The sequence below is a fragment of the Methylobacterium sp. ME121 genome (assembly GCF_000974725.1).
GTDB lineage: Bacteria > Pseudomonadota > Alphaproteobacteria > Rhizobiales > Beijerinckiaceae > Methylobacterium > Methylobacterium radiotolerans.
On the sequence record NZ_BBUX01000018.1, the window covers coordinates 75,577 to 91,273 of the forward strand.

The 15,697-nt window shown below is 72.4% G+C and carries 13 protein-coding genes; 3 read left to right on the forward strand and 10 right to left on the reverse strand.

Annotated elements, in window-relative coordinates; all coding sequences use genetic code 11:
* Positions 1 to 148: 148 nt before the first annotated feature.
* Complete coding sequence (locus ME121_RS14165) at positions 149 to 628, reverse strand: CAP domain-containing protein (RefSeq protein WP_059409031.1); 480 nt, start codon at positions 626 to 628, stop codon at positions 149 to 151.
* A 186-nt stretch (positions 629 to 814) separates the two neighbouring features.
* Here ME121_RS14165 and ME121_RS14170 point away from each other — a divergent pair, with 186 nt between their 5' ends.
* Positions 815 to 1,924, forward strand: a complete 1,110-nt coding sequence (locus ME121_RS14170) for a GGDEF domain-containing protein (protein WP_012321264.1) — start codon at positions 815 to 817, stop codon at positions 1,922 to 1,924.
* Here the strand turns inward: ME121_RS14170 and ME121_RS14175 are convergent.
* On the reverse strand, positions 1,877 to 4,609 hold the full coding sequence (locus tag ME121_RS14175; protein WP_059409032.1) for a DUF3772 domain-containing protein: 2,733 nt from the start codon (positions 4,607 to 4,609) through the stop codon (positions 1,877 to 1,879). The genes ME121_RS14170 and ME121_RS14175 overlap by 48 nt on opposite strands.
* 509 nt (positions 4,610 to 5,118) lie before the next feature.
* Here ME121_RS14175 and ME121_RS14180 point away from each other — a divergent pair.
* The gene (locus ME121_RS14180) at positions 5,119 to 5,667 is read left to right on the forward strand and encodes an HNH endonuclease (RefSeq protein ID WP_012321262.1); all 549 of its coding nucleotides are present in this window, start codon (positions 5,119 to 5,121) and stop codon (positions 5,665 to 5,667) included.
* Between the two features lie 16 nt (positions 5,668 to 5,683).
* On the opposite strand, the gene ME121_RS14185 is transcribed toward ME121_RS14180, so the two are convergent.
* From ME121_RS14185 to ME121_RS14195, 3 genes are all read right to left on the reverse strand, one after another.
* Entirely contained in the window at positions 5,684 to 5,926 is a 243-nt protein-coding gene (locus ME121_RS14185) for a hypothetical protein (protein ID WP_029358663.1), read from the reverse strand.
* A 31-nt stretch (positions 5,927 to 5,957) separates the two neighbouring features.
* Positions 5,958 to 6,902: an outer membrane protein gene (locus ME121_RS14190; protein ID WP_024828840.1), complete on the reverse strand. Its 945-nt coding sequence runs from the start codon at positions 6,900 to 6,902 to the stop codon at positions 5,958 to 5,960.
* Positions 6,903 to 7,166: 264 nt separating this feature from the next.
* The gene (locus ME121_RS14195) at positions 7,167 to 8,159 is read right to left on the reverse strand and encodes an outer membrane protein (RefSeq protein ID WP_012321259.1); all 993 of its coding nucleotides are present in this window, start codon (positions 8,157 to 8,159) and stop codon (positions 7,167 to 7,169) included.
* 278 nt (positions 8,160 to 8,437) lie between these two features.
* Between ME121_RS14195 and ME121_RS14200 the strand changes: the two genes are divergently transcribed.
* On the forward strand, positions 8,438 to 8,779 hold the full coding sequence (locus ME121_RS14200; RefSeq protein WP_012321258.1) for an MmcQ/YjbR family DNA-binding protein: 342 nt from the start codon (positions 8,438 to 8,440) through the stop codon (positions 8,777 to 8,779).
* Positions 8,780 to 8,867: 88 nt separating this feature from the next.
* Here the strand turns inward: ME121_RS14200 and glmM are convergent, their stop codons facing one another.
* The 5 genes from glmM to ybgF form a co-directional block, all read right to left on the reverse strand.
* Entirely contained in the window at positions 8,868 to 10,208 is a 1,341-nt protein-coding gene (gene glmM / locus ME121_RS14205; protein ID WP_024828841.1) for a phosphoglucosamine mutase, read from the reverse strand.
* Between the two features lie 69 nt (positions 10,209 to 10,277).
* Complete coding sequence (locus ME121_RS14210) at positions 10,278 to 11,090, reverse strand: sulfite exporter TauE/SafE family protein (protein ID WP_012321256.1); 813 nt, start codon at positions 11,088 to 11,090, stop codon at positions 10,278 to 10,280.
* Between the two features lie 404 nt (positions 11,091 to 11,494).
* The gene (gene ftsH, locus ME121_RS14215) at positions 11,495 to 13,417 is read right to left on the reverse strand and encodes an ATP-dependent zinc metalloprotease FtsH (RefSeq protein ID WP_012321255.1); all 1,923 of its coding nucleotides are present in this window, start codon (positions 13,415 to 13,417) and stop codon (positions 11,495 to 11,497) included.
* A 48-nt stretch (positions 13,418 to 13,465) separates the two neighbouring features.
* Complete coding sequence (gene tilS, locus ME121_RS14220) at positions 13,466 to 14,503, reverse strand: tRNA lysidine(34) synthetase TilS (RefSeq protein WP_059409033.1); 1,038 nt, start codon at positions 14,501 to 14,503, stop codon at positions 13,466 to 13,468.
* An 89-nt stretch (positions 14,504 to 14,592) separates the two neighbouring features.
* Positions 14,593 to 15,582 carry a tol-pal system protein YbgF gene (gene ybgF, locus ME121_RS14225; protein WP_012321253.1) on the reverse strand — a complete coding sequence of 330 codons (990 nt, stop codon included), beginning with the start codon at positions 15,580 to 15,582 and terminating at the stop codon, positions 14,593 to 14,595.
* Between the last annotated feature and the right edge of the window lie 115 nt (positions 15,583 to 15,697).

Consider the following 15,697-nt stretch of genomic DNA (forward strand, 5'->3'; position numbering starts at 1 on the left):
GCGGCGCGGCGCTCGCGCTGATCATGATCGACGGCGGCCGGCCTTCCGGACGACAGATTCGCCTCCGCCGCCGGCAAGGCCGACACCGAGCCGATGGTGCCCCCTCCATGCCCCTCCATGCCCCTCCGTGCCGGCCGGCGGGGCGCCGCTACTTCGCGGTGAGCAGCGCCCAGTAGACCTTGTACTTCGAGCCCGGCGCGTAGGCGGTGGCGATCCCCATCCGGGTCGCCCCGGGCGCCAGCATGGTGGCGTCGTGGGGCGGGCTCTCGCGCCAGCCCGAGAAGGCCTCGGCCAGGGTGTGGTAGCCCGCCGAGAGGTTGGCGTTGACGTTCGCGTAGCCGAGCCGCTCGACGGCGGCCTTGACGGTCTGGGCCCGGCTCGGCCGGTCGGCGAGCGCCATGGCGGCCGCCTCGGCCTCGGCGAGGCGCTGCAACTCGGGATCAACCGTCAGCGGCGCCGCGCCGCGGTTGCGGCGATAGGACGAGATCATGTCGCGGGCCGCCTCGACGTCGACATGCGCGCTGTTGCTGGCGAGCGGCAGGTAGATGCTCGGCAGCGCCGCGCTGCTCGGCGGCTGGGCGGCACAGCCGCCCAGCAGCGCCGCCGACAGCGCGGCCGGGCCGATCATCCGGGCCCCGGTCCTGATCCGGCCGAGCCCGCGCCCCGCATGTCGACCGTCCCGATCGCGTCTCGTCACGACTTACCCATCCCTGCGACGGCCCTGCCGCCCGGGCGGCATATAGGCGTTGCCGGGCGGCCGCGCATCGGACGATTAGGGCTTCCTCAAAGGCCTTGGGTCTAAAACCGCACACCGATGACGACCGCGCGTTCCCTGGCCCTGGTGAAATCGCCCCGCGACCGATCCGTCCGCGGGCGCGCCGACCCGTCGGCCGCGGACGAGGCGGTCGCCGAGGCCGCGGCCGCCTGCGCCCTGCAGCGGGCGATCATCCGCCAGCAGGCCGGCCTGCTGGCGCGGCAGGAGCGGGTCCTGGCGGACGCCGGGATGGGCCTGTGGTCCTGCCGCCTGCACGACGGTGCCCTCGACTGGTCCGGCGGCGTCCACGACCTGTTCGGCGTTCCCCGAGGCGCGGCCCTGCATCGGCCCCGGATCCTGGACCTCTACGAGCCGGCCTCGCGGCGCCTGCTGGAGACGCTCCGGCACCGGGCGATCGCCCGGGGCGGCGCCTTCGCGCTCGACGCCGAGGTGCTGGCCGGAGGCCGGCGACGCTGGATCCGGATCCGCGCCGCGGTCGAGTCCGAGGACGGGCGCCCGACCCGCCTCTTCGGAACCAAGCAGGACGTCACCGAGGAGATCGGCCGGCTGGCCGAGCTGAGCCGGCGCGCCGAGTGCGACCCGCTGACCGGGCTGGCGAACCGCCGCGGCTTCGACGCGCAGTTCGCGGCGCAGTGCGCGGCACAGTTCCGGACCGGGACGGCCGGCTCCGGTCCGGAGCCGCTCGGCGCCCTGCTGCTGATCGACCTCGACGGGTTCAAGCCGGTCAACGACATCCACGGCCACGCGGCCGGCGACCTGTGCCTCAGGCGCGCGGCCGCGCGGCTGGCGGCCGTCTGCCGGGACGCGACCCTCGTGGCCCGCATCGGCGGCGACGAGTTCGCCGTGCTCCTGCGGGCGCCCGTCGACCCGTCCGGGCTGGTCGAGCGCGGACGGCGGATCGTGGCCGCCTTGAGCCGACCGGTCCCGTATCGCGGCCACGGGCTGCGGATCGGCGCCTCCGTGGGGATCGCCGTGGGGACGGCCGCGGGGACGGCCGCGGGCGGCGGCCCCGCCCGGCTGTTCGGGCGGGCGGACGCGGCGCTCTACGCCGCCAAGGACGCTGGCGGGAACACCGTCCGGATCGCCCGCGGCGGCGGCCGGTCAGGCGCCGGCGCTGCGCAGACCGCGGTCGCGCGGGGGCCGGGCTGATTCGCCACCCTCGGGGAGCGCGGCCGGCTGGATGAAGCGGCTGGCGATCTCGCCCATGGCGCTCTGCATCGTGTCGAGGCCCTGCACGGTGACGATGCTGGAGCCGGGCCCGAGCGGCGGGATGAAGCCCGCCTCCGACAGGGTCGCGAACACCGAGAAGTTCAGGTCGGTCACCACCTTCTGGCCGAGGCTCACGTCCACGATCCAGACGAGGAGCTCGAATTCCAGGAACGGGTCGCCGATCTTCTTGAACACCACCCGGGGCGGCGGCTCCTTCAGGACGTCGGCATGGCCCTGCGCGCAGGCCGTGATCATCTCGGCGGCGCGCACCGGATCCTGGTTGCGCAGGACGCTGACCGTGATGCTGACGCGCCCGGTCCGGTCTCCCCGCACCCGGTTCTTGACCACGCCGGAGATCAGGTTCGAGTTCGGCACGATCACGGCCGAGCGGTCGAAGGTCTGGATCTCGGTCGAGCGGACCGAGATCCGCTTCACGATACCCTCGGAATCGCCGATCACCACCTGGTCGCCGACCCGGATCGGGCGCTCCCACAGGAGCAGCAGGCCGGAGACGAAGTTGTTGACGATCGACTGGAGGCCGAAACCGATACCGACCGACAGGGCGCCGGCCACGATGGTGAGCTTCTCCAGGCTCAGGCCGAGATACGAGAAGGCGAGCGCCAGCGCGATCAGGAAGCCGCAATAGCCCGCCACCGTGGTGATCGAGTTGCGCAGGCCGGCGTCGAGGTCGGTGGCCGGCAGGTAGGTGTTCTCGAGCCAGCGCTGCACCCCGCGGGTGATGAACACGCCGACCACCAGGATGCCGATCCCGAAGGCGATGCTGGAGAGCGAGATCGTGACGTCGCCGACCTTGAAGCCGAAGAAGGCCTGCCGGACCGACGAGACGATGTCGGTGGAATCGAGCCCCCAGGGCGCCAGCACGAGGACCGCGGCCGCCAGGAACAGGACGAGCCGGGTCGCGCCCGTCGTCAGGACCGAGATCTGGTTGAGCGAGCGCTTGCGCAGGCCGGTATTGGCCTGGAGCGTGGTGGCGAGCCGCGTCTCGTCGCTGAGCGCGCGGCCGACGAAGATGTCGACGCTCTGGACCAGCAGGTAGAGCAGCACGAGGACGGCCGCGTCCCAGATCAGCTGGTCGATCAGGAAGGCCGCGAAGGCCACGTAGCCGACCAGCGCGCCGAGCCCGATCAGCGCCACCGCGGCCCAGCCCAGGAGCCGGGCCGGCCCGCCGATGCCCGTCGTGGTCTTGGTCGGCACGTAGGGGCCGAAGCAGGCCTCCTCCTCCTGCTCGGTGTCGGCGAAGCGGTGGAGGCCGACCGCGAGGATCAGCGCGGTGGCGACCGCGCCGATGCCCCGCGTGGCGATGGAGATCGGCAGGGCCGCCGAGATCCCGGAGTTCAGCGCCTCGACGGACTTCACCACGGTGATCACCGTGGCGATGCCGACGGCGAGCCGGGTCAGGCGCGTGGCCGCCGCGTCGCTCACCGGGGCGGGCCGCCAGGCCGGCTTCTCGGGGCTGAGCAGCCCGTCGCAGAGGGCCTCCACGAAGGCGATGAAGGCGAGGCCGCCGAGGATCGCGGCGGCGACCGGCAGGAGCCGGGACGGCAGCAGGTTGGTGGAATCGAGGGCGTAGTAGACCGCGTAGGACCCGGCCACGGCCGGCACCGTGCCGAGCAGGATCACCCGCCAGGCGGCGAGCATCACGGCGCGCCGCGACGGATCGGTCTTGGTGGCGTCCCGGCGGGCGCCCTTGGGGGCGATGTTGCGCCGGCCGAAATACAGCGCCACCGAGATCCCGAAGGCGAGGCCCAGGAACAGCAGGTTGGCGAGGCTGCCGTTGCGGGAGAACAGCAGCCCGATATCCGACACGGCGCTCTGCAGGGCGCGCGTGTCCCGGGGCACGTCGCCCATCACCTTGGTCCAGAGACCGGGGCCGACCAGCGGCTGGGAGCGCTGGAGCAGGTCGCGGGTGAAGGATTCGCGGCGGCGGTTCGAGACCCGGTCGACGATCTGGTCACCCTGCACCACCAGGGAGCGGGCGAGGCGCTGGGTCTCGTCGATGCGGGTGACGGCGGCCTCGCGCTCGGCGCGCTCCGCGGCGACGTCGGCGCTCTCCTGGGTGTCCTTCGGCTTCGGCCCGAGCTGGGCCAGGCGCTCGCGCGCGGCCTCCAGCGGCGCGTCGAGCCGGGTGACCAGGGTGCGGATCTCGTCGGTGACCGTGACGGCGCTGTCGCGGATGGCGTTGAGGTCGACGACCGTCAGCTCCGCGTGGCCGAGCTGCTTCTCGCGGGCGTCGAGCTCGGCCTTGGCGGCGTCGAGCTTGGCCCGGACCTTCTTGAACTGCTCGGGAACCTCGGCCTTCGCGGCCGGCGGGGGCGCGGGCTTCGCGTCGGCCGGTCTCGCGCCGGTCGCCTGCGCGTCGGGTGCCTTGCCGTCCGCGGGCTTGGCCTCGGGCGCGGCCTTGGTGTCGGCGGCCTTGGTGTCCGCAGACTTGTGATCCGCGGGTTTCTGATCGGCGGACTTGGCGGCGGGCGCCGGATCCTGCGCGAAGGCCGGCAGGGCCAGGGCCGCCGGGGTTGCGAACACCAGCGCGGCGAGCAGGGCGAGGGCGCGGGACGGGCGCGGGGCGCCCTCCGGCTTCCGGGTCCGCGCTGGGATACGATGCATGAGCAACCTCTCGTCGGGCGCGCGGCGGCCGGCCGGAGTCCGGCATCGGCGAATCGGCGGCGATCGGGGACCGGGCGGGCCTCCTGGCGGCCGGGCGCTCTGGGCGAGCAATAGGGCGAAACCGTGCCCCTGCCCACCCCGGACCGGGTCCCGTCTCTGCGAGCCCGCTGTGGGTGCGTCCCCGGGGCTCATCCGGAAAAGCTTCACAAGGGTGTCACGCTGGGATTAGATGAACACCTGATGGACAGGGCCTTTTCGTTGCTACGCGAAAGGGCGCGGCCGGTGGCGATGCCGGCCCGGCCCGGCCGCGTTCCGGATGCTACCGCATCGACCGGCGCCCCCGCGCGCCGGCCCGTCGCCCTGTTGTTCCCTCCGTCTCTCCCGTCAAGCCGTCGCTCCGCGCGCCGGCTCGTCCTGCATCGGCCCCGGGCCGGTTCGGACGGGCCGGCGGGGCGGCGGCATGGTCCCGCGCGTCTCACGCGCTAGAGCTAGTCCGAAGAGTCGCGCCGATGATGGATCTCCAAACCCTCGTCCTCAACGCGGATTATCGGCCGCTCTCGTACAATCCGCTCTCCCTCTGGTCGTGGAAGGACGCCTTCACGGCCCTGTTCCTCGACCGCGTCACCCTGGTGGCGAGCTACGACGTCGAGGCGCGCTCGCCCTCCCGCGCCCTGCGGGTGCCGAGCGTGGTGGCGCTGAAGAACTACGTGGCGCTGGCCCGCAGCCCGGCCTTCACCCGCTACAACATCTACCTGCGCGACGGTTTCAGCTGCCAGTATTGCGGCCTGCGGCTGCCCTCGGGCGGCCTGACCTTCGACCACGTGGTGCCGCGCTCCCGGGGCGGTTTGTCGAGCTGGGAGAACGTCGTGGCGGCCTGCTCGCCCTGCAACCTGCGCAAGGCCAACCGCACGCCGGACGAGGCGGACATGCCGCTGATGACCGAGCCCCGGCGGCCGACGCGCTACGAGCTGCACCACCGGCAGCCCGAGTTCGACCACCGCCAGTACCATCACACCTGGCTCGACTACCTCTACTGGGACAGCGAGCTGGAGAACTGAGGGCGGCGCGGAGGCGTCACCAGGCCGGCGCGCGGCGGGGCGGCTCGTTGTACATCGGGACGTTGAGATTGCGCGGCAGGTAATCCCGTACCAGGACGGGCGGGGGAACGGCGGGCAGCGGGCGCACCCGCACGGTCCGGCGCATCGGGTGATGCGCCTCGCGGCGCTCCGCGAAGGCCGGTCCGTGGACGAGCACGAGACCGGCGAGCAGCGCGGCGCGCGACGTCAGGGGCCACAGCCTCGAGAGACGGTCAATCATGGTCAGGATCCGGCCGGCGCGGGAGGAAGGGTCAGAACTTGACGGCCGCGCCACCCCGGACGGTGTTCAACTGGGCGTTGTGGCCGTTGAAGTCCTGGAACCGCACGTACTGGTACTCGCCGCGCACAAGGATATTGGGCGTGATGGCGTATTCCAGGCCGAAGCCGAGGGCGACGCCGCCGATGGTCTTGGTCCGGGCATTCGCGGTCAGCGGCGTCGGCGCGTACGGGACGGTCTGGGCGCCCTGTCCGGCCGGCGTCGAGTTGTTGAGCGGGAAGTTCGGATTGAAGCTCGCGTAGCCGTGCTGGTAGACCGCCGCGGGCTGCCCGGTGGTCAGGGCCTGGTTCGCCGCGTAGGTGGTGGCGCTGTAGCCGTAATTCTGGACCGATACGGTATCGTTGATCGTGACGCGGCCGATCGCGGCACCGGCGGTGACGTAGGGGAGCAGGTTGCCGAACGCGTAGCCGGCGCGGCCCCGGATGGTGCCGTAATCCTCGATCCGCGTGTTCGACGTGCCGAACAGGTTCACCGACTCGGAGTTGCCGGCGGCGGTCGTCATGATCCGGTTGATGCCGTTGGTCGACCAGCTGTTCTGGTCCGTGTGCGTGTAGTCGGCCTCGATGCCGAGGACGATCCCGTCGAACTGCACATTGAAGCCCGCGAAGGCACCGAAGCTGGCCCCGCGCGTCCGCGTGCCGGGGAGCGACAGCATTTTCGAGACGCTGAACTCGGATTCCACGGTGCTGTAAGCGAAGTAATTCGCCAGCGTGGACTGCATCGCGTTGCGCTGCGACAGGCCGCCCGAGGTGAAGCCGCCGTGGCCGCCGACATACACGCCGCTCCAGTCGACCACCGGGGCCGGGACCGGGTCGTAATCCGCGCCGCGCAGGTAATCGTAGTCCAGATCGGCGGCGCGCGCGGTGTTCACGCCGCAGAGACCGAGAACCGCCAGCAGCGGGAAGGTGACGGTACGCATCGGGATCGTCCTGGGACGGAAAGAGACGGATGGCGGATCGAGCCTCGACACGGTGATATGCCGGTAACCTTAATTCTCCGTTGCTCGACTGCGACAGGTCAGTCCCGATCCGGGGATGCCAGTCCCGGCGCGTATTGGGCTGGCCAAAACCGGCCGAGGACCGGCCGAGAACAGACCCGGTCGCGACGGGGCGCCGAAACGCGAAACGGCGCGGAGACCCTCCGCGCCGTTTCGCCTGTCAGTGGGATCGCGGTCGAGGTGCGATCAGTACTTGCGCACCAGCGGGCCGGGGACCGGCTCCGGCATCAGCGGCGGCAGCGGGGCCGCCACGACGCCGCCGAGGTAGTAGCGCAGGCCGATCTTCACGTCGTGCGCCTCGATGTCCTTGATCTTGATCGCCTGGAGGCTGCCGGTGCAGCACGGGACGAAGCCCGGGCCGGTCTCGGCCTTGCCGAGGTTCAGGTAGCGGTAGGCCAGCTCGATCTTCAGCGCGTCGGTCACGTTGTAGGCGAGACCGGCGTGGAGCGCCCAGGCGAGGCTGCCGCTGGTCTTGTCCTTGTAGAACTTGCTGCCGCTGTTGGTGTTGTAGACCGCGTTGCCGTTCGCGTCGTAGACCGGCGCGTAGTTGTAGGAGGGTTGTCCGCAGCCGCAGCCGTAGATCGGGTTCGCGTAATCGTAGCCGTAGGTCGGGCTGGTGAACTGCTGGTTGGTCGAGTAGCTCGAGACGTGGTTGAACGCGTAGCCGACGCCGCCGCCGATGAACGGCGTGATCCCGTACCACGTGCCGAGGTCGAAATACGCGTTGGCCAGAACCACCGCGGAGTCGAAGTTGCCGCTCGACTTGTTCACGCCGTACGACCCGAGCCCGTTATCGAAATCCGGACCCTTGTAGTACTCGCTGCCGCGCAGGCCGGTGGAGTAGCGGTACTCACCGGTGATGTCGCCGCGCAGGAACGGGGTGAACTGGTAGCCGACGCCGACGCCCGCGAAACCGCCGCCGCCGACCGCGTTGCCGAAGGCGCGGTTGGACTCGGCGTAGCCGGTGTAGTCGTAGGCGTCGCTGTAGCGCGGACGGGTGTAGATGCTGGCGCCCACGTCGCCGCGCAGGTACCAGCCGCCGCCGACCTCGATCGGCGGGGGCGGCGGAGGCGGGGGCGGCGGGAGCATCAGATCCGCGGCCGCGGCGAGGCAGGGCGCGCCGACGCTCGCCGCGAGCGTCAGGCTACGCACCAAAGCGTTCAGCTTGGAGCGGGCCATGGAGATTCCTTCACTGGACTCGTGAGCCGGACGCGCGGCGCGCGGTCCCGGGGTACGAGGGCAGGATGGAAGGAACGTCTTAAATCCGGCTTAACGTTAAATGTTAGCCTTGCGCATCCGTTGCCGAGCTGTCGAAACGGGTAACCGGGCGAGACTTGCTTGTTTCCGCCGCGTCGCGCCGCCGGGTCGGCGCAGTTCATCTGTCGGGGAAGGGCCGCGTGGGCGACCCGATCGGCGTCGCCCGGCCGCCCGGGCCGCGCGGGAGTTGAGCGATCCGCATGGGGCCCGACGACGTGCGCATCCTGGCGCTGATGCTGCCCGAGGCGGTGGCGGGCGCCCACAGCGGCAACCCGGATTTCCGGGTCGGCGGCCGGGTCTTCGCGACCCTCTGGGTCGAGGAGGCGCGGGTGGTGCTGCGCCTCGCGCCCGCCGATCAGGCCGCCCTGTGCGAGGCCGAGCCGGACCTGTTCGCGCCGCTCGACGGCGCCTGGGGGCGGCGGGGCTGGACCAATCTCGACCTCGACCTCTGCCCGGAAGAGACCCTGCGGGCGGCGCTGCTGGGGGCGTGGCGGACGACCGCACCCGCGGAGCTGCGCGCCGCCTACGCCGACCTAGGCTGACCTGGACCGATCCCGCCCCGATGCGGCGCGCCCGGCCCCCCGGGGGCGGAGCCGGGATTGCGGGCCGGGCCGCTCCGAGGCTCCGGCCTCAGGCCGCCGCGCGGGTGACGGCGTCGACCACCTCGTCGACCACCGCGTTGACGAGGCCGCGGTCGTCGCCCTCGGCCATGACGCGGATCACCGGCTCGGTGCCCGACGGGCGGATCACGAGGCGGCCGGCATTGCCGAGCCGCTCGCGGGCGTGCTCGATGGCGCTGACCACGCTGTCCTCGCGCAGGGGCTCGCCGCTCCGGTAGCGGACGTTCTTGAGGATCTGCGGCAGCGGGTCGAAGCAGTGGCAGACCTCGCTCACGGGCCGGTTCTGCCGCTGCACCACGCTCAGGAGCTGCAGGGCGGCCACGAGGCCGTCGCCGGTGGTCGTGTAGTCCGACATGATGATGTGGCCGGACTGCTCGCCGCCGAGATTGTAGCCGTGCGCCCGCATGTGCTCCAAGACGTAGCGGTCCCCCACCGCCGTGCGGGCCAGGCTCAGGCCGAGGCCGCCGAGGAAGCGCTCCAGGCCGAGATTCGACATGATCGTCGCCACCACGCCCGGCTGCGTCAGGCGCTCGTCCTCCTTCCAGGAGCGCGCCACGACGGCCATGAGCTGGTCGCCGTCGACCACCTGGCCCTTCTCGTCCACGATCAGCACCCGGTCGGCGTCGCCGTCCAGCGCGATGCCGATATCGGCCCGGCGCTCGCGCACCATGTCGATCAGGGCCGCGGGCGCGGTCGAGCCGACATCCCGGTTGATGTTGAACCCGTCCGGCTCGGTCCCGATGGCGATCACCTCGGCGCCGAGTTCCCACAGGGTCTCGGGGGCGACCCGGTAGGCCGCGCCGTTGGCGCAGTCGACCACGACCCGCAGCCCGTCCAGGGTCACCTGCCGCGGCAGCGTGCGCTTGGCGAACTCGATGTAGCGGGCGTGCACGCTCTCGATGCGCTTGGCCCGGCCGAGGTCGTTCGAGCCGGAGAGACGCTTGTGCATGTCGGCGTCGATCAGCCCCTCGATCTCGTGCTCGATCGCGTCGTTCAGCTTGAAGCCGTCGGGCCCGAACAGCTTGATGCCGTTGTCCTCGAACGGGTTGTGCGAGGCCGAGATCATCACGCCGAGATCGGCCCGCATGGAGCGGGTCAGCATCGCCACGGCCGGCGTCGGCACCGGCCCGAGCAGCAGCACGTCCATGCCGACCGAGGTGAAGCCGGCGACGAGCGCGGTCTCGATCATGTAGCCGGAGAGGCGGGTGTCCTTGCCGATCACCACCCGGTGGCGGTGGTCGCCGCGCTGGAACACGAGGCCGGCGGCCTGACCGACCTTGAGGGCGAGTTCCGGCGTGATCACGCCGTTGGCCCGGCCCCGGATGCCGTCGGTTCCGAAATACTTGCGCACCATCACGTCTCCGGCGCCCGGTCTCGCGGACCGGGCACAGCTTAGCAGGTTATCGCGCCCGCCGGCGGCTCAGCGGCCGGCAGAGTCAACGGGGTGCTCCCCGACAAAGGCGGTCGAAATGGGGCGCCCGGCACGCTGCAGGAGCCGCGGCGCCGAGGCCGAGACCAGCGCGAGGCCCGAGACGGTCAGCAGGCCGAGCACGAGCCGGCGGAAGGCGACCTCGCCGATGCCGAGATAGATCCGGGTGCCGAGCAGCGTCGGGACCAGCATCGCCGGCAGGATCACCGCCAGCATCGGCAGCGTCGCCCGGGTGACGAGCCCCGCGGCGAGGTAGGTCGCCAGGGTCACGCTGAGCATCGCGAGGTTGAAGTTCTGGATCACCGAGCGCTGCACGTCGCGCTCGTAGCGGCGCAGGGTGCACCAGAGGGTCGGCAGCACGCCCGTGAAGCCGCCGAGCCCGCCCATCATCCCGCCGCCGAGACCCACCGCGGCGTCGGCGAGCCGGCCGCCGGCCGTGATCCGCGGCAGGTTCCGGGCGAGGAGCATGGTCGGGCACCAGACCACCAGCAGGAGGCCGAGGAGCATCTTGAACCAGTCGGCGTCGAGCCGCGGCAGCAGGAGGACGCCGAGGGGGATGCCGGCGAGGCCGCCGAGGATGAAGGGCGCGAGGCGCCCGGGCTCGAACCCGCGCCGGACCGAGACCGCGGCGATGACCTGGCCCGTGAAGGCACCGGAGACGGCCAGCACGGCGGCGAGCTGCGGGTCGATCACCCAGGCCCAGATCGACAGGGCCGTGAGCCCGAAGGCGAAGCCCGACAGGCCCTGCACGAAGCCGGCGACGACGGCGCCGAGGGCGACGACGAGATAGGTCGAGACCGGCATCGGGATCTGGCTACGGCCTGTGGAACGGTCCTGTGTTTCCGATTCGGCAGACGCCGCCGAGCCTTTGGCCAAGCTGACGACGTCGATCTGCCGACAGGAGGGCCCGTTTGTCAGGGGCGATGCGAGGATGGTCACGCGTCGCGGTCGAACGCCGACGCGGATGAGAGGCCCGACGCGCCCCCTGTCCCGTTCGGGCGAGGGTTGGGGTGAGGGATACGACGGCCCCGGATCGGGCGGACCGTTGCCGCGCGCCCGCGTCGAGCCACCCTCGGGCCGGCCTGATCCCTCACGCCGTCCCTCCCCCGCACGGGAGAGGAAACCGGCGCCCGATCCGGGTGAAATCCCGGTCCGGCACGAAAAAGGGCGCCTCGCGGCGCCCTCCTCGCTCATCCGACCGCGCAGTCTCAGGCCTGCGGCTGCGGCTCCAGGCCGCCGTCGCTCTCCTTCGGCCGGCCGCGGCCCGCCGAGGGGACCGAGGAGCCCCGGGCCGGGGTCGGCGGCACGTCGCCGCCGTCGCGGATCGGGGGCTGGCCCTTGAGCAGGTTGCGGATCTCCTCGCCCGAGAGGGTCTCGTACTCGAGGAGCCCCTGCGCGAGGGCCTCCAGGTCGTCCTTGTGCTCGGCCAGGATACGGCGCGCCTCTTCCAGGCCGGTCTCCACGAGGCGGCGGACCTCGGCGTCGATCTTCTGGGCGGTCGACTCGGAGACCGACTGCTGCCGGCCCATCGACATGCCGAGGAAGACCTCGTCGTTGTTGTCGCCGTACGCGACGGTGCCGAGCTCGGGGCTGAAGCCCCAGCGTGTCACCATCATCTTGGCGAGACGCGTCGCCTGCTCGATGTCCGACTGCGCGCCCGAGGTCACCTTCTCGCGCCCGAAGATCATCTCCTCGGCGATGCGGCCGCCCATCATGATCGCCAGCCGCGAGGTCATCTGCTCGAAGCTCATGGAGAGCTTGTCGCGCTCGGGCAGCTGCATGACCATGCCGAGCGCCCGGCCGCGGGGAATGATCGTCGCCTTGTGCACCGGGTCGGTGGCCGGGACGTTCAGCGCCACGATGGCGTGACCGCCCTCGTGGTAGGCGGTGAGCCGCTTCTCGTCCTCGGTCATCACCAGGGTGCGCCGCTCGGCGCCCATCATCACCTTGTCCTTGGCGTCCTCGAACTCGTGCATCGTCACGATGCGCTTGCCGCGGCGGGCGGCCAGCAGCGCGGACTCGTTCACGAGGTTCATCAGGTCGGCGCCCGAGAAGCCCGGGGTGCCGCGCGCGATGGTCTTCAGGTCGACGTCGGGGGCCAGCGGCACCTTGCGGACGTGGACCCGCAGGATGCGCTCGCGGCCGGTGACGTCTGGGTTCGGCACCATGATCTGGCGGTCGAAGCGGCCGGGACGCAGCAGGGCCGGGTCGAGCACGTCGGGGCGGTTGGTCGCCGCGATGATGATCACGCCCTCGTTGGCCTCGAAGCCGTCCATCTCCACGAGGAGCTGGTTGAGGGTCTGCTCGCGCTCGTCGTTGCCGCCGCCGAGGCCGGCGCCGCGGTGGCGGCCGACCGCGTCGATCTCGTCGATGAAGATGATGCAGGGCGCGTTCTTCTTGGCCTGCTCGAACATGTCGCGCACGCGGCTCGCGCCGACGCCCACGAACATCTCGACGAAGTCCGAGCCCGAGATCGTGAAGAACGGCACGTTGGCCTCGCCCGCGACCGCCCGGGCGATCAGGGTCTTACCGGTGCCGGGCGGGCCGACGAGCAGCACGCCGCGCGGGATCCGGCCGCCGAGCCGCTGGAACTTCTGCGGGTCGCGCAGGAACTCGACGATCTCCTGGAGATCTTCCTTCGCCTCTTCCACGCCGGCGACGTCGTCGAAGCTGACGCGGCCGTGGGCCTCGTTCAGGAGCTTCGCCTTCGACTTGCCGAAGCCCATGGCGCGGCCGGCGCCGGACTGCATCTGGCGCGAGAGGAAGATCCAGGCACCGATGAAGACGAGGATCGGCAGCCAGCTCACGAGCAGCTGGATGAACCAGGGGGTGTTGTCGGACGGCGGGCGGGCCGTGATCTGCACGCCCTTGCCCTGGAGCTTGGAGACCAGGCTCGGGTCGTTGGGCGCGTAGCTCGTGAAGTTGCCGCCGCCGACGTAGGTGCCGGACACGTCCTGCCCGGAGATCACCACCGACTGGATCTTGCCGGCATCGGCGTCGTTCAGGAGCTGGCTGTAGGCGATCTCGCTGCCGCCGCCCCGGTGCCCCGGGTTCTGGAACAGGGTGACGAGAGCCAGCACCAGCAGGAAGATGACGACCCACAAGGCAAAGTTGCGAAAATTCGGGTTCATCGATCAATCCCTGGCGTGTGCGACCCCCAGGACGGACCTGCCACGCGGCTATTCCGGTCCATCCGTGCACACCTCGCCAATGTAGGCGGGGGGCTCCCCCTTGCCAAGTAAGTCGGGGGACCCTGCGGCGAGGGCAGCACCTGCGGGCCCGTGCCGGCGCGGCGGCGCCGGGGCGAGGCTCACGGTCCCGCCCGCGTCGGCGGAGACGAGGAACCCCGCCAGGGTGCGGCGGACCGGCTCCCCGCGGCGCAGGGCCGGCAGGAGCGATTCGAGGACGAGGGTCTCGAGGCGCTCGAGGCGGCGCGGCGCCGCGCCGGCCCGGGCCAGGGCGAGATCGAGGCAGCGCAGGGCCACGGCGTCCGGCAGGACCGCCAGGGCGCGCCCGTCGAGGCGCAGCTCCGCGCCCGTCTCCGGCCCGGACCGCCGCGCCCCGTCGAGGGCCTGCTCGGCCGCGCTCCGGAGCGCGGCCTCGTCGCGGGCGGCCCGCTCGGCGAGCCGGGCGAGGCGCGCCCGGGTCAGGCCCTCGCGCTCCAGGGCCGGCCAGGCCGCCCGCAGGCGGCCGCGGGCGAAGCGCGGATCGCCGTTGGCGGGGTCGCGCGCATAGGCGACGCCGCGCGCCGCGCACCACGCCACCAGGCTCGCCTTCGGCAGGTGCAGGAACGGGCGCCCGAGGGCGAGGCCGGGGCCGAGGTCGCGCTCGGCGCGCATGCCGGCGAGCCCCGCGGGGCCGCTGCCGGCCGCGAGCCGGATCAGCACCGTCTCGGCCTGGTCGTCCCGCGTGTGGCCCGTCAGCACGAGACCGGCGCCGACCGCCTCGGCATGGGCGGCGAGCAGGGCGTAGCGGGCCCTGCGGGCCGCGTCCTGCAGGCCGGTGCCGGGCTTCGCGCCCGCCCAGGTCAGGATCGCGTGGGGCAGGCCCAGCGCCCGGGCGGCGCGGCCGACGGCCTCGGCCTCCGCGCCCGATTCCGGCCGCAGGCCGTGATCCACGGTGGCGACCCGCAGGGACGCGCCGGTCGCGTCGCGCAGGCGCGCGGCGGCGTGCATCAGGGCGCTCGAGTCGGGACCGCCCGAGACGGCGAGGAGCACGCCCCGCCCGCCGCGCGCGGCCGGGTCGAGCCAGGGGCGGAGGGCGCCGAGGACCGGGTCGCCCGCGTCGCTCAGATCGCCCGAGGCGTTCAGGCGCCGCAGCGGGCGCGCTTCTGCTCGCGGGCGACGCCCTGGCGGACGCCGCTGCCGGCATTCGGGAACTTCCGGTCCAGCTCGGCCAGGGTCGCGCAGGCCTGCTCGCGGGCGCCGAGCGCGTTGAGCGTGACGCCGAGCTTCAGCATGGCGTCGGGGGCCTGGGAGGAGCGGGCGTAGTCGGTCGAGACCTTCAGGAACTGCTCGGCGGCCTCGCGGTTGCGGCCGCGGGCGAGGTAGCTCTCGCCGAGCCAGTAGGTCGCGCCGGCGACGCGGTTGTCGCGGGGATGGGACTGGATGAACTGGCGCAGGCCCATCTCGGCCTGCTCGTACTGCTTGGCGCGGTACAGCTCGACCGCGGCGTCGTAATCGGCGGCCGGATCGCCCGTCCGGGTCGCCGCCACGCTCTCGGAGGGCCGCGCCGGGATCGCCCCGGTCCGGGCCGGCGGCCGCAGGTCCACCGGCTCGTCGTAGCCGGAGGTCCCGGCCTCCGCGTCCTCCTCGTTCGGCTCGCCGATCGCGCCCTGCGGCAGGCGCTGCGGCCGCGGCGCCGCCTCGGCGGCCTCCTCGGCCTCGCGGCGGGGCAGCGGCGCGGAGGGCTGCGTGCTGCCGAGCTGCATCGGGGCGCCGGGGGCGCCGGGGGCCTGCGACGGGTCGAAGGCGTCGCCGCGCTTGCCGGGGCGGCCGGCGCCCGGGTTGCCGCCGTTGACGGGGCCCGACGGCGCGGGGGCGGCCGAGGGCTTGCCGCCCTTGCCCTCGTTCAGTCGGTACTCGACGTCCTCCTGGAACTTGCGCAGCTGCTCCTTGAGCTGGCGGTTCTCGTACTGGAGGGTCTCGATCTGTCCCGCCATCATCCGGGACTGGTTCTCGATGCGGCCGAGGCGCACCACCAGTTCCGAAGCGTCCTGCGCGGCGGCCGGGTGGCCGAGGAGCGCGGCACCAAGGGCGGTGGCGAGGGCGAGGCGGGTGCGAAGGCGGGCGGGCATGGTTCGGCTGCGGTCCGGTGTCGGCGCGAGGCCCTAACAGATGCGCCGCACCGCGGCAAAACTGCGGCGCGGCCGAAGGTGTGATCGAGAGCATCGATCGGAGGCGGCGGCCGAG

Bases quoted from the DNA above. Each gene is read 5' to 3' on its own strand.
- ME121_RS14175 (WP_059409032.1), bottom strand. From the start codon at position 4,609: ATGCATCGTATCCCAGCGCGGACCCGGAAGCCGGAGGGCGCCCCGCGC.
- ftsH (WP_012321255.1), bottom strand. From the start codon at position 13,417: ATGAACCCGAATTTTCGCAACTTTGCCTTGTGGGTCGTCATCTTCCTG.
- ME121_RS14185 (WP_029358663.1), bottom strand. From the start codon at position 5,926: ATGATTGACCGTCTCTCGAGGCTGTGGCCCCTGACGTCGCGCGCCGCG.
- ME121_RS14180 (WP_012321262.1), top strand. From the start codon at position 5,119: ATGATGGATCTCCAAACCCTCGTCCTCAACGCGGATTATCGGCCGCTC.
- ME121_RS14195 (WP_012321259.1), bottom strand. From the start codon at position 8,159: ATGGCCCGCTCCAAGCTGAACGCTTTGGTGCGTAGCCTGACGCTCGCG.
- ME121_RS14200 (WP_012321258.1), top strand. From the start codon at position 8,438: ATGGGGCCCGACGACGTGCGCATCCTGGCGCTGATGCTGCCCGAGGCG.
- ybgF (WP_012321253.1), bottom strand. From the start codon at position 15,582: ATGCCCGCCCGCCTTCGCACCCGCCTCGCCCTCGCCACCGCCCTTGGT.
- ME121_RS14170 (WP_012321264.1), top strand. From the start codon at position 815: ATGACGACCGCGCGTTCCCTGGCCCTGGTGAAATCGCCCCGCGACCGA.
- ME121_RS14190 (WP_024828840.1), bottom strand. From the start codon at position 6,902: ATGCGTACCGTCACCTTCCCGCTGCTGGCGGTTCTCGGTCTCTGCGGC.
- ME121_RS14210 (WP_012321256.1), bottom strand. From the start codon at position 11,090: ATGCCGGTCTCGACCTATCTCGTCGTCGCCCTCGGCGCCGTCGTCGCC.
- ME121_RS14165 (WP_059409031.1), bottom strand. From the start codon at position 628: ATGATCGGCCCGGCCGCGCTGTCGGCGGCGCTGCTGGGCGGCTGTGCC.